This is a genomic window from Pseudodesulfovibrio nedwellii (genome assembly GCF_027923765.1).
GTDB lineage: Bacteria > Desulfobacterota > Desulfovibrionia > Desulfovibrionales > Desulfovibrionaceae > Pseudodesulfovibrio > Pseudodesulfovibrio nedwellii.
The window spans coordinates 2,575,014-2,587,760 of sequence record NZ_AP026709.1 but is presented as its reverse complement, the minus strand read 5'-3'; the positions used below and the strand labels follow the sequence as shown (position 1 = coordinate 2,587,760).

Below are 12,747 nucleotides of genomic sequence, written 5' to 3'. Positions count from 1 at the left end.
CTCCTCAGTACCTCCATATTAAGCTTCCATTTTTCATCCATGAATCAAGCATGTTAATAACATTATAAAGGGTCGACACCTTTAACTGCACACGATTATCAATATTTGGCCCCGATCTTGCTCAACTCTTGGTGCGAGTGAGACGCTCGTCAATGATTTGACGTTCAAGGAGAAGTGGAGACATGCCAAGACAAGCCATAAAACGAGGCAGACGACCAGAGCTCATGTGGGGGCTCGGACTTGACGAGATGCTGAAACAGCAGATCGAAGACGGCGTCGGCCCCGGCTTTCACATTCGGAATTTCCCGACCGATTCTCTGCCGTTGGGCAAAGATCTTTCTCAAGATGAAAAGCCTTCTGCGGCTTGGATTCCCTGGTCGGTCTGGAGCGATTTCCCCGAATACCGCAAAGAAGAATACCGTGATCAGGATTCCACGCAGCGCATTCTGATCCAAAGTGGTGAAGACAAACCTCTTGAGATGGATCAGGTTCTGGCTGAAGGGTTCCTCACCGTGGTCCGCACTCCCCTCACCCGACCCAAGATTCAAGATGTCATGTTCCGCGCCAAGGAAGTGACGTCCATGTATTCTGATATTTACCGGATGACGGAAGAAATTCTTCTTGAACGAGAATTACTGGCCCGCAAAACAGACCAGCTCATGTTTCTGAACAAGGTGCTCGCTTCGGCAACCGAAAGTCTGGATGCCTCCACCATCCTCGCCAACGCCAAGGACACCCTCAGTCTGGTTTTGCCCATCAAGATGCTGCATGCCGCCTTCTGGAATCATCAACAGGAATCAGAAGTGGCCGACGTTGAAATTTTCCTCAACGGCAAAATGCCACCCGAATCCGAATCCATTTGGGTGGAAAACATCATGGCCTCAGCCAATTTCATGGGCAGCGGGCCGGTTAACGGATTCAACATCCTGCACACCGATTCCGCCCGGCGGCCCGAATATGCCCTGATGCCTGAAGACGGAAAGCTCGTCACCATGCCACTCACTGCCGGCCACGAAACATTCGGCTGTCTCGCGCTACTTTGTGAACCGGGGTATCGGCTTGGCAAGGATCAGGTGGAAACATTCCGCTCTGCCGTCAACCATATCGGTCTAGCCCTACGCAACGCCTTGACGTTCAAAGAAGTCAAACGCCGCGCAGATCACGATGGCCTAACACGCGTCTTCAATCGTCATTCCTTTGAAGAACGGCTTGTCTATGAAATCAAACGCCGTCGTCGTTACAATCACGATCTTTCCCTGCTCATGGTCGATCTCGACCACTTCAAGCAGGTCAACGACACCTACGGTCACATGGCCGGAGACATGGTACTTCAAAAAATTGGAGAAATCCTGACCACGACGTTCCGTACCACTGACCTCGCGGCCCGATACGGCGGCGAAGAATTTGTGGTGCTCCTGCCGCACACAACAGAAGAAGCTGCCTGGAAACTCGCGGAACGGGTTCGTTCAGTTATCGCAGATTGCAATTTCCATTTTGACAATCAGGACTTCACCATCACCGCGTCCATTGGCGTAGCGTCTGTCGAAGGTGGTGCGTTGACCACGGATGATGATCTTATCATCAAGGCGGACAAGGCACTCTACCAAGCCAAAAATAATGGCCGAAACATGGTTGTCGTCTCAGGGCAGAAGCCCATCAACCGCAACCGGTCAGCAATGCAGTAGTAACACGCACTCCCAAAAGCCCCTGCCCGATTTGTATCGGGCAGGGGCTTTTTTTGTCTCCGACGGCTGGGGGAAGGGGAGGAAAAACCCTTTGGAAAGGGTTCTTTCCTCCCCTTCCCCCAGACCCCCATCCTCTCCTTTTCCTAAACTTTTTGGGTCGCTTTGCGAGGGGGGGGGCGAGAAATCGCCGACCCGGAAGGTTTCGATTTTCAAGGGAAGGCCTGCCGGTCAAGTCCCGGCAGGCCTATTCACCACCCCTGTCAAGATGGTTTTTTATACCTATTGAGTGATTTGAGTATACATTCATTCACATTTCGGGGTGTTGGGAAAAACCAAGGGTATGGTTGTCTGGATTCTCGGGAATAATCCTTGAGGACGAAACCGTGGAGGATGAAATGATCCCCTATTCTTATACACTCAGGCACGACCAGAATGGTCGCATTGTGGAAAAAACCGAAACCGTCAACGGCAAGGCTGTTGTCTGGAAATATTCATATGACAAAGACGGGCGGTTGCAAGAGGCGCATCTTGACGGACGGCTGATCTGTCAGTGCCACTATGACAAGGAAGGTCGCCGCATGCGTGACTATCTTCCGGCCACGGCTGGCTCTAACTATCGAGATTACACCTACACGATGGAGAACCGGCTGCTTCGGGCTGGAAAAGATTCGTACACACATGATGAAAAAGGCTTCCGGTCCATCTGGTCACATGGCGGCACGTATTATCTATACAAATATTCGCCCGACTATCGTCTGCTCAGGATGGAGGTGGAAGATCAGAATCGGGTCTTCACCTACCGTCATGACGACAACGGCCAACGCATTGCCAAGTATTGCAACGGCCAGTTGGTCGAGGCATACGCATGGCTCGATTTCGTCCGCCTTGCCGGCTTTCATGACGGACAACACGGGTACGAATTCGCCTATCAGGACGAAACCCGCACCCCATACGCAATGCGCCGGGATGATGGCACAATCGCCTACCTCTTCTATGACCAAGTCGGAAGTCTTCGAGTCGTTGCCGACCCGGAAGGCAATGTGATACAGGAAATTCTGTACGATCCATTTGGCGGCATCATTGAAGACACCAATCCAAGCCTACGCATCCCTATCGGCTATGCCGGAGGCCTGCATGACCGCGATCTCGGCTTCGTCCGCTTCGGCTGGCGCGACTACGATGCAAACACCAGCAGATGGACCGCCCCGGACCCCATCGGCGACAAGGGTGGCGATTCAGATTGGTATGGGTATTGTCTGGATGATCCGGTGAATGCAAATGATTCCAATGGATTATTCTTGAATTGGATTATCAAGCAAGGGGTTAGACAAGGAACCAAAGCCGGAATAAAAAAAACAGGCAAGGAAGCTGCTGATAAAAATCCAAAAAATCAGTTTCTTCAAGGTTTAGACAGATTTTTGAATGGAAAAGGGCTGGATGAAGACCCGATGTCCATGGACACCGACAGTGATGGAGTCCGGGACTATTGTGATCCCGATTCTGATTGGAACAAAAACAAGAAATAATAAAAGAGATTGATCCTCGCTACGAGCCTCATTGCCTGCTTTGGTAACAAACATTGCCAAAGCAGGTACCATCTACATAACTTTAAGAACTTAAGATATAATGAAAAAAATAACGACAAAATACAATGCTATTCTCTTTTGTGCATTGGTCATATTTCAATCAATTAAGTCAATACTAGAATATAAAGAAGAGCCTGCAACGCTTCTTGACGCAATCTTTAATCACGATGCTTTAATGGGGTCAGCAACACTAATTCTTTTATTTCTTTTTTCTTCTGCAGTGTCTGTATGGATTATTCAATCTTTTTGGGAAAGATTTATATCACCGCTCTTTCAAATTAGAGCACTGACTCTGAACGAAGCAATTAGCATACTGCTTATTCTTGCCATATTATCTATATGACGGTGCAAAGAATATGTATTCCTCAAAGCCACAAATTTTGATCTGCACAACCGAGATCTCGGCTTCGTCCGTTTCGGCTGGCGCGACTACGATGTAAACACCGCTCCATATCCTCCGACTGATACGGGCACTTTCCCGACGCCCCTTTTCAGCTCCATCCGTTCACTTTTCAGGACAAGGCCTGCCGATCGAATCTCGGCAGGCCTTGTCCTTTTTTTCGGCAAACAAACCGTCCTATTCCCCACCCCTGTCAAGGTGTTTTTTTATACCTATTGAATGATTTGAATATACATTCATTCACATTTCCCGGTTTTGCGAAAAACCGGGGTTAGCCTCCTGTGAAACATCTTACAGGAGGATTTTATTATGGGAGGATCTGCATCAATAATCTCAACAGTGCTTGGCACAGTCGGAGGGTTGATCCAACACAAACCGGATTCATCCGGCGACATGGAAAAAGAACGCAAAGCTCGTGAAGAGCAACAGCGCAAAAAGGAGGCGGACGCCCGTCGAAGGGACAGGGAAAAGATAAATGAAGCCCGAAATCTGGAAAAAAAACGCAACGCCAGTACACTCTCCAATGGAGCGGCATCTCTGGTTGAGGAAGAAGAAAACAATCCCACGGGCCTCAAGAACAAGTTGGGAGAGTAGCATGGACGCAACAGAACGTGCGCGCTCACTGCTCACCCGGTTCAGCGGACTGGAAGAAGCACGGCAACCATGGGTGAGTTCCTGGCAGGAATTGACCGAATACATGTTGCCCCGCAAGAACAGTTTCACCTCCATTGGCGGCTCCAACTCGTTTCGCGGTCAGACCGGTGATGAACGCATCTTCGACTCCACGCCCATGCACGCGCTGGAGCTGCTGGCTTCATCCTTGGGGGGCTTGCTTACCAACCCTTCCCTGCCGTGGTTCGATATCTCGGTTAAAGACCGTCAACTTGGTGACAATGCAGACGTACGTACCTTCCTTCAGGAAGCCCGCGGACGAATGGTTGCCGTATTCAACGCCGAAGATTCAGGGTTCCAGACTCATGTCCATGAACTTTATCTGGATGTGGCCCTGCTTGGTACTGCGGTGATGTATGTGGAAGCCGACAATGAAATGATTGTCCGATTTTCCACCAGACCGCTTGGCGAAGTCTATGTGGCCGAATCTGTTCGGGGTCAGGTGGACACCGTATACCGCAAATACGAAATATCCGCCCGTCAGGCCATTCAGGAATGGGGCGTGAACTGCTCGGATGAAACCAAACGCAAGGCCGAGGACAAACCCGACGAGAAAGTGGAAATACTGCACGCGGTCTATCCTCGATCTGACCGCGACCCGCGAGGTCTCGGGGTAATGAACTTCCCTTATGCCAGCGTGTACATGGAAACCAAGAACAATCACATTGTGGAAGAAACCGGCTATTTGGAAATGCCGTACATGGTTCCACGCTGGGCCAAGGCCGCAGGCGAGACCTATGGTCGTGGACCAGGCCAGACCGCCCTTTCCGACACCCGTGTGCTCAACGCCATGGCCCGCACTGCGCTCATGGCCGCCGAAAAGATGTCAGACCCGCCGCTCATGGTGCCAGACGACGGTTTCCTCGGTCCGGTTCGCTCCGGTCCGGGTGGGTTGTCCTATTATCGGGCAGGATCATCAGACCGCATCGAAGCACTGCCGGTACATGTGGATCTCGGTGCCACCGAAGAGATGATGAACCAACGACGCGAGTCCATCCGGCGTATCTTCCTTGGCGACCAGATCGCCCCGGAAGGCCCGGCTGTCACCGCCACCGAAGCGGTTATCCGCCAATCCGAAAAAATGCGCGTCCTCGGCCCTGTCCTTGGCAGATTGCAAACTGAATTCCTCAGCCCGCTCATCAAGCGCGTGTTCCGCATCATGCTCCGCAGTGGAGGGCTGCCTTCCTTCCCGCAAGGACTGACGCCCGACGATCTGGACGTTCGCTACACCTCGCCTGTTGCCCGCGCTCAAAAGCAATACGAGGCACAGGGGTTATCCCAAACCATGGAATACCTCGGCCCGTTGGTGGGAGGCGCAGACGCCTTCGGAATTATGGACAACTTCGACACCGATCGCATGGCTCGACACGTTGCCGAGCTGTTCGACACCCCGTCCGATTACCTGAAACCGGAACAGGATGTAGCCGCCGCCCGCGAAGGCAAAACCAAGGCTGCCGGAAGCGCACAGACCACAGCCACGGTCGCCAGCATGGCCACCATCGCCAAAACCCTGTCCGAAGCATACACGGACCGACCCAATGTTCTCACCGAACTGTGGGGAATGCTCGCCGGAGCGCTCGGTATTGTCGGACCACCGCCAGAACACATGGCTCCCGACCCCGCTCAGTCCGAAGATATGACACAGGAAGAGGCCATAGTCCTGCAACAAACGGAAGCAAACGAGGAGGCGTCCCATGCCTGACACCTCTCCTCTGGAGCTGCATCGAGCCTATAAACGGCTCTTTGAATCAGCTGACGGTACAACAATCATGGATGATTTGGAAAAACGCGGAAGCTTCATGCGCTCCACATTTTCCACGGATGCAGGGCGCACACAGTTCAATGAAGGACGCAGGTCACTGATCCTACACATGAAACACATGCTCAATGAAAACAACTTCATCAATAAGGAAATCAACCGATGACACCCAATACCAATAAAAAATGGCAGATGACCCTTCCCGAAGACTGGACCGTCAAACAGGCTGACGAAAACGGCGTGGAAACGGAAATGCTCCTGCGCGACCATCCGGTTCTCGCCAAATACACCACCAAGGACGAAGCCGTGAAGGCATTGGTTCATGCCCAGCGCATGATCGGCAAAAGCCCGGAAGGATACGTGCGGATGCCCGGCGATGACGATGGCCCTGAAGAATTGGCTGCCTTCTATGGGGCTCTGGGCCGTCCCGAAGCTGCGGACGGCTACGAATTACCAAACATGGACGTGCCTGACGGCTTTGAAATCCGTGAAGACCTGACCAACGGCCTCAGGCAGAAAGCCCACGAATTGGGCTTGACCCCGAAACAGGTATCCGGGCTGTATGAATGGTTCATGCCGCTAGTCATGGACGCCCATCACGGGATTGAAAATGAGGCGCAGACCATGCGCGAGACAGAACTGGAATCCCTGCGTTCCATTCATCGCGGCGACACGCCCTCCATTCTCGACCATGCCATGCGCGCTGCCGAAGCAATTGGTGGTGACGACCTGCTGACAGCTCTCGACAAAACCAATGCGGGCAACCACGCCGCCGTCATCAACGCCTTTGCCAAGATCGCACCGTTGGTACTCGAAGGAGGCCTGCGAGGCTCAACCAAGGGATGGGGCGAAGACCTATCCATCGAACGACTGCGAGAAATGATGAAAGATCCCCGCTTCAGTGATCCGTCCAAACGCGACTCAACCTTCGTCAAAAAGGTCAATGAAGGCTTTGAAATGCTCTACCCCGGCGACTATGTCCCCGGCAGCAGGCTCTAAATCATGAAACAAGCCGGGGGCGAAATGTCGCTCCCGGCCATCCATACACGAGAATATATAATGAAATCAATATTGAATAGCGATGCATACACACGCACACCAAAAAATAAACACCAACAACTAGGACCGACAATGACTTGAATATGCCGGCGCAGACGCTGTTCCAAGGCACAGGCCATAAGCTCCCTGACTTGACACAGCCGGTCATGCCGTACACAAGGGACGCGCATGCAAAATCTTATTGAATTGACAAAAAATGACCTTGAGGCGTTCGTTGCCGAGGATTTGAAAGAACCTCGTTTCCGCACCGAACAGATCTGGCAATGGCTGTGGCAGAAGCGCGTCCGCAACATTGACGCCATGACCAACCTGTCCAAGCCGCTCCGGGAAAAAGTCGCCACCATGGCAACCATTGCCTGGCCGGAAATCGCCAAAGTCGCCACGAGCAAGGATGGGACCATCAAGTTGCTGTTGCGCATGGGTGACGGTGCGCTCATCGAGACCGTGCTCATCCCCATGAATGACCGTTACTCCCAATGCCTGTCCACTCAGGTGGGCTGTGCCATGGCGTGTACTTTCTGCAACACCGGCAAGCTCGGTTTTGAACGCAACCTGACCTATGGCGAAATCATGGGACAGATTCTGGTAGGCCGCCAATATCTGGAAGATCAGGGCATGAACCCGCTCAAGAACCTCGTGTTCATGGGCATGGGTGAGCCGCTGCTCAACCTCGAGACTCTTATCAAGGTATTGACCGACCTGCCGTGTGAACGGGGTCTGTCTCTGTCATGGCGCCGGTCCATGGTTTCCACTGTCGGCTTCCCCGACAAACTTAAAATTTTGGGCGACCTTGAAATAGCTCTGCCTGCCATTTCCCTACATGCTCCCACGCAGGAATTGCGCGCCAAGATCATGCCCAAGGCCGCCAAAGTGCATATCAACGACCTCATGGACAGCCTCCGGGCCTATCCCATGCGTCAACGCGAACGGATCACCTTTGAGTACCTGCTCTTAAAAGATGTGAACGATTCAATGGAACACGCGGACCAACTGGCCCGTCTCGTTGATCGCAGAAAGGGCAAGATCAACCTCATCGCGTACAACGCCACCGAGGGTATGCCCTATGACGCACCCGATCGAGGCAAGGTTGAAGCCTTTGAAAAACGTCTGTGGGATCACGGATTGACCGCCTTTATCCGTCGTTCCATGGGCTCGGATATCGAAGCGGCATGTGGTCAGCTCAAAGCTGAAAACATGTAACCCTTTCAAATAAGATTTAATATTAACGAAGAGTTATACTGAATTGTCTGGCTATATTGACCAGATTGTCTGCCCAATCTTCCGCAAGGGGATCAGCAACGACAACCGTACCACCAATGGCATCGGCGATGGTCTGTGCTGACTTGGTAGAAAATTGCGGCTGAACAAAAACGGCCTTGATGGATTCTTCTTTGGCCAACTCTATAACCTCGGCCAATTCTCTGGGACCGGGATGTTTGCCTTCCAGCTCCACAGGCACCTGCACCAAGCCATAATCATGGGCAAAATATCCCCATGACGGGTGATATGTCAGAAAATGTTTTCCCTTGCTGCCTGCCAGTAAACCCTTGATTTCAGTGTCCACTTCATTAATTTTCGCCATCAGCTGATCATAATTTTTCCGATAAACAGGACTTCCTGCGGCATCGGCCCGAACAAGGGCAGAAAGGATGACTGCCGCCAGTTCCCGGGCCATTTTCGGAGAATTCCAGACATGTGGATCAAGAATGCGTTTGCCCTGTTCAACCTGAAGCACTTCGTTCCCATCCTGATGGTGATGATGCGAAGCCATAGGTAACAGATGCATCCCTGATGTCGATTTGACCACGGTCATATCCGGGTTCGCACTATGCATACGAGGCAACCACGCCCTCTCAAAAGGGACACCAATCGCGATATACAGTTTCGACCGGGTCAAAGCGACCATCTGACGGGGCTTCGGCTCATAGGTGGCCGGACTTGCGCCGGACGAAACCATGACCTCGACTTCAACCAGATCTCCGCCGATTGATTCAACAAAGTACTTTAAAGGTGCAATGGACACCGTGACTATCATGCCTTCTGCACGCGTAGGGACTACATAAAGCAACAATGCTGCAAAAAGGACAAAAAATTTCAATCTGTTCATTGGAGAGTCTCCATTTGATCAAGGACTGCTTCAAGTCCAAAGTCATAATACTTAAGCGTTGGATTGAGATACTTTGAAAATTTGGTGAAATCTATTTTTCGCCAGTCACTGACACCAAAATGCTTTTTATATTCAACAATATTACGCGCAGTCAGGCTGGAAAAATGGGACTGGCTGGCACGGGAGACGGCAATACCGTGCATGGCATCATACATCATGACCAACGCCCACGCGCCGTCCATAAAATGCCCTCCAACGGAAACGGCAAAATCGCCCTTTCCAAGCAATTCCTGAGCATGTCGCGTCCAGTCCACGCCACCAATCAAAATATTCGATCCGGGATGCTTTCCCAATTCACGAACGCCTTCGGCAACGCCAGCCCCCATGGCATCACTGGCTGCCCAGACAACGGAAGTATCAGGATATCGTCGCAACAACCTCTGACTCAACTCTTTGGCCCTGTCCGGCTTCCAACCCGCATGAATTATCTGACGCAATCGGGCATTCGGGTATTCTGCCAACGCTTCTCGTAATCCTTCTTCCCGAAGAAGAGATGCCGGTGAAGTTTCATGTCCGCTCACGGCAATGATATTAATCATACCATCGGCATCAACTAATCCGGCCCTCGAAGCCTTTTCTATGAGTATTCTTGCCAGAAGATATCCGGCATGTGTGTCATCTGGGAGATATTCAAAAAGCCAATGCGTATATTTTTCGCCCGGTCTCCCCGCGCTCTTTCGTTCTTCACCCAAAAAACTCTGATTGATAAACACCGTCTTAATTCCAGCCGCTTCAGCTTGAGCCAAAAGAAGTTCCCCTGCACCACGAGCATTCATGCCGACAATATACTGAGGCAATGTGTCACGAGAAAAAAGTGCCTTCACATTCTCATCTATAAGGACATGATTTCGACCACCGTAATAAACGTCCAGATCGAACCCGAGGTCGTCTGCAGCAGCCTGCATAAAATCGGTCAAAAGCTGAAAAAAAACATCCCCTTGTGCCGCGGGATTCAAAAAAGCGACTGAGACTTTATCAGATGCGTTGGACGGCGCACTCATCCCAAACAAAAAAATAAACACGCATACTGTTCTGATCAAATTCCTCACATCCAGCCTCCCGCTGGCTTTGAACTACCACACCAGCCGTAGTCTCCGCTACCACTAACCGGCCCACTCTCATTTCCCGGATGCATTGTGCCCTTTTTTTGGGTATACAGACCAGATGGATACCCAAACCGTACTCTTCGCCTTCGGCCTGACAGTGTTCGCCGGACTTTCCACCGGCATCGGCTCCGCCATCGCTTTTTTTGCCCGACGGACCAATACGAAATTCCTTTCTCTTGCACTCGGATTTTCCGCAGGGGTCATGATCTACGTCTCGTTCGTGGAGATCCTGGTCAAAGCAAAAGACGCACTTACGACCGAACTCGGTGGTGTCACTGCGTCCTGGGTCACGGTACTCTCTTTTTTCGGGGGCATCGCCTTTATCGCCATCATCGACAAATTCGTGCCCAGCTATGAAAACCCACATGAGATGCACTCCATTGAAGAAATGGACCAAGGCAAGGAAAATCTGCCCAAAGACGAAATGCATGACTTCGACAAGCTCAGAAGAACCGGCATGTTCGCGGCTATCGCCATTGCCATCCACAACTTTCCCGAAGGACTTGCGACCTTCACCGCGGCCCTGACTGACCCGGCTCTGGGCATGGCCATTGCCGTGGCTATCGCTATACACAACATTCCTGAGGGAATTGCCGTGTCCATCCCCCTTTATTACGCAACTGGTGATCGCAAAAAAGCATTCCTCTACTCTTTCCTGTCCGGCCTGTCCGAACCCGTTGGAGCCCTCATCGGGTACCTCGTCCTGATGCCGTTTTTTTCTCCCACACTCTTCGGTGTTCTGTTTGCCGGAGTAGCCGGAATCATGGTGTTCATCTCCTTTGATGAACTCCTCCCTGCTGCCGAAGAATTCGGCGAGCACCATTTATCTGTCTATGGACTCATCGCAGGAATGGCCGTTATGGCCCTTTCGTTGCTTATGTTTCTCTAGGGAGGTCTCTTTCGAACGCTTTATGATGTCAAAAACACCCTTCCTACAAAATTTTCATACATGATTTCCGATGTGCAAAATTTCACTTACGAAAACCAGTTATCATTAACCATTCCAAAGCACGCCAAGCCCAATAGCACACCAGAAAGACCTCTCAAAAAACTTTTAAGAGCCGGGAACCCTTGAAATCCGGGGGTTGCCATCTGTCATCGACATATGTATGGGTAAGCCCCTGCTGCCCGGATCGGGTAGACGACATATATTTAAGGAGTGCATCATGGCATCCAACGTGGACGAAATTACCATCAATTATTCTGAGGACAACCAACTCATTGTGAAAGAGTTGGACAAGGTCATCCTGTCCAAGGGCGCATGGACCACCATTGTCTTCCGATATCAAGAACTCAACCGCGCCAAGGGCGAATACGGCCCGGAAAAATACACCATCCGTCGCTATCAGAAAGTCGACGGCACCTACCGCCCCAAATCCAAATTCAACATTTCCAGCCAGGCCCAGGCCCAGAAGATCGTTGACGCACTGAGCGGCTGGATTTCCTAAAGATCATGTATCTCGGTGCCCATATGTCTATTGCCGGAGGCCTGCACATGGCCTTCGAACGCATTGGCATGGTCGGCGGCACCGCGTTGCAGATATTTACCCGGAACCAGCGGCAATGGAAGATTCCGCCGCTGACCGGGTATGACATTGAGCTTTTTTCCATGGCATGGGAGCAATGGGGGAACCATCCTATTGCAGCTCATGACTCATACCTCATCAATCTCGCGTCCAATAAGCCGGAACAAGTCGACCGCTCCATACTGGGGTTCGCCGAAGAGCTCCGACGTATTGAGGCGTTGTCCGTGTCATGGCTGGTGACACATCCCGGTTCGCATCTGGGCGACGGCGTTGAAGTTGGAGTTGCACGGTATGCGGCCAATCTGGATATCGCAATCGAACAGTCCGGCACGAAAACGGCCATGGTCCTGCTTGAAACCACAGCAGGCCAAGGGACCAACCTCGGTTCCACATTTGAAGAACTGGCCGCCATCATCCAAGTATCCAAGTATCCCGAACGACTCGGCGTGTGTTACGACACATGTCACACCTTTGCCGCCGGATACGACATCCGCACCCCTGAAGTCTACGCGGCCACCTTTGCGGCGTTTGATCGCACCATCGGATTGGACCGACTCAAATTCTTCCACATGAACGATACCAAGAACGAATTCAATTCTCACAAGGATCGACACGAGCACATAGGCAAAGGGACCATCGGACTGGATGGCTTCCGCAACCTCATGCAGGACGCTCGCTTTACCGATGTCCCCAAGACACTTGAGACCCCCAAAGACAAAAACTTGCAGGATGATATCCGCAATCTACAGACCTTGCGAGAACTCGCGCAAAAGATATAGGTCTCACG

The 12,747-nt window shown here is 51.7% G+C and carries 12 protein-coding genes; 10 read left to right on the top strand and 2 right to left on the bottom strand.

Going from position 1 to position 12,747, the window contains the following annotated elements:
* Positions 1 to 182: 182 nt before the first annotated feature.
* The 7 genes from SYK_RS12140 (at position 183) to rlmN (ending at position 8,361) form a co-directional block, all read left to right on the top strand.
* Positions 183 to 1,685 (top strand): sensor domain-containing diguanylate cyclase, encoded by a 1,503-nt coding sequence (locus SYK_RS12140; protein WP_281760534.1) that lies wholly within the window; start codon positions 183 to 185, stop codon positions 1,683 to 1,685.
* 395 nt (positions 1,686 to 2,080) lie between these two features.
* Entirely contained in the window at positions 2,081 to 3,211 is a 1,131-nt protein-coding gene (locus SYK_RS12135; protein WP_281760533.1) for an RHS repeat domain-containing protein, read from the top strand.
* Positions 3,212 to 3,980: 769 nt separating this feature from the next.
* Positions 3,981 to 4,265 carry a hypothetical protein gene (locus SYK_RS12130; RefSeq protein WP_281760532.1) on the top strand — a complete coding sequence of 95 codons (285 nt, stop codon included), beginning with the start codon at positions 3,981 to 3,983 and terminating at the stop codon, positions 4,263 to 4,265.
* A gap of 1 nt (position 4,266) precedes the next feature.
* Positions 4,267 to 6,045, top strand: coding sequence for a portal protein (locus SYK_RS12125; protein WP_281760531.1), 1,779 nt, complete (start codon positions 4,267 to 4,269; stop codon positions 6,043 to 6,045).
* Positions 6,038 to 6,268 (top strand): Bbp19 family protein, encoded by a 231-nt coding sequence (locus SYK_RS12120; protein ID WP_281760530.1) that lies wholly within the window; start codon positions 6,038 to 6,040, stop codon positions 6,266 to 6,268. Before SYK_RS12125 ends, SYK_RS12120 begins: the two co-directional genes overlap by 8 nt.
* The gene (locus SYK_RS12115; RefSeq protein ID WP_281760529.1) at positions 6,265 to 7,101 is read left to right on the top strand and encodes a hypothetical protein; all 837 of its coding nucleotides are present in this window, start codon (positions 6,265 to 6,267) and stop codon (positions 7,099 to 7,101) included. The genes SYK_RS12120 and SYK_RS12115 overlap by 4 nt, the downstream gene beginning before the upstream one ends.
* A 228-nt stretch (positions 7,102 to 7,329) precedes the next feature.
* Entirely contained in the window at positions 7,330 to 8,361 is a 1,032-nt protein-coding gene (gene rlmN, locus SYK_RS12110) for a dual-specificity RNA methyltransferase RlmN (protein ID WP_281760528.1), read from the top strand.
* 22 nt (positions 8,362 to 8,383) lie between these two features.
* Here rlmN and SYK_RS12105 read toward each other — a convergent pair whose 3' ends face one another.
* Positions 8,384 to 9,268, bottom strand: coding sequence for a metal ABC transporter solute-binding protein, Zn/Mn family (locus SYK_RS12105; RefSeq protein WP_281760527.1), 885 nt, complete (start codon positions 9,266 to 9,268; stop codon positions 8,384 to 8,386).
* Positions 9,265 to 10,377, bottom strand: a complete 1,113-nt coding sequence (locus tag SYK_RS12100; RefSeq protein WP_281760526.1) for an ABC transporter substrate-binding protein — start codon at positions 10,375 to 10,377, stop codon at positions 9,265 to 9,267. The genes SYK_RS12105 and SYK_RS12100 overlap by 4 nt, the downstream gene beginning before the upstream one ends.
* A 115-nt stretch (positions 10,378 to 10,492) precedes the next feature.
* Between SYK_RS12100 and zupT the strand changes: the two genes are divergently transcribed.
* From zupT to SYK_RS12085, 3 genes are all read left to right on the top strand, one after another.
* Positions 10,493 to 11,323 (top strand): zinc transporter ZupT, encoded by an 831-nt coding sequence (gene zupT / locus SYK_RS12095; protein WP_281760525.1) that lies wholly within the window; start codon positions 10,493 to 10,495, stop codon positions 11,321 to 11,323.
* A 277-nt stretch (positions 11,324 to 11,600) separates the two neighbouring features.
* Positions 11,601 to 11,882 carry a hypothetical protein gene (locus SYK_RS12090; RefSeq protein ID WP_163811000.1) on the top strand — a complete coding sequence of 94 codons (282 nt, stop codon included), beginning with the start codon at positions 11,601 to 11,603 and terminating at the stop codon, positions 11,880 to 11,882.
* A gap of 5 nt (positions 11,883 to 11,887) precedes the next feature.
* The gene (locus SYK_RS12085; protein WP_281760524.1) at positions 11,888 to 12,739 is read left to right on the top strand and encodes a deoxyribonuclease IV; all 852 of its coding nucleotides are present in this window, start codon (positions 11,888 to 11,890) and stop codon (positions 12,737 to 12,739) included.
* The last annotated feature ends 8 nt before the right edge of the window (positions 12,740 to 12,747 follow it).

What these genes read in the sequence shown, in the direction of transcription:
- SYK_RS12140 (WP_281760534.1), top strand. Translation starts at nt 183, where the DNA reads ATGCCAAGACAAGCCATAAAACGAGGCAGACGACCAGAGCTCATGTGG.
- SYK_RS12135 (WP_281760533.1), top strand. Translation starts at nt 2,081, where the DNA reads ATGATCCCCTATTCTTATACACTCAGGCACGACCAGAATGGTCGCATT.
- SYK_RS12130 (WP_281760532.1), top strand. Translation starts at nt 3,981, where the DNA reads ATGGGAGGATCTGCATCAATAATCTCAACAGTGCTTGGCACAGTCGGA.
- SYK_RS12125 (WP_281760531.1), top strand. Translation starts at nt 4,267, where the DNA reads ATGGACGCAACAGAACGTGCGCGCTCACTGCTCACCCGGTTCAGCGGA.
- SYK_RS12120 (WP_281760530.1), top strand. Translation starts at nt 6,038, where the DNA reads ATGCCTGACACCTCTCCTCTGGAGCTGCATCGAGCCTATAAACGGCTC.
- SYK_RS12115 (WP_281760529.1), top strand. Translation starts at nt 6,265, where the DNA reads ATGACACCCAATACCAATAAAAAATGGCAGATGACCCTTCCCGAAGAC.
- rlmN (WP_281760528.1), top strand. Translation starts at nt 7,330, where the DNA reads ATGCAAAATCTTATTGAATTGACAAAAAATGACCTTGAGGCGTTCGTT.
- SYK_RS12105 (WP_281760527.1), bottom strand. Translation starts at nt 9,268, where the DNA reads ATGAACAGATTGAAATTTTTTGTCCTTTTTGCAGCATTGTTGCTTTAT.
- zupT (WP_281760525.1), top strand. Translation starts at nt 10,493, where the DNA reads ATGGATACCCAAACCGTACTCTTCGCCTTCGGCCTGACAGTGTTCGCC.
- SYK_RS12090 (WP_163811000.1), top strand. Translation starts at nt 11,601, where the DNA reads ATGGCATCCAACGTGGACGAAATTACCATCAATTATTCTGAGGACAAC.
- SYK_RS12085 (WP_281760524.1), top strand. Translation starts at nt 11,888, where the DNA reads ATGTATCTCGGTGCCCATATGTCTATTGCCGGAGGCCTGCACATGGCC.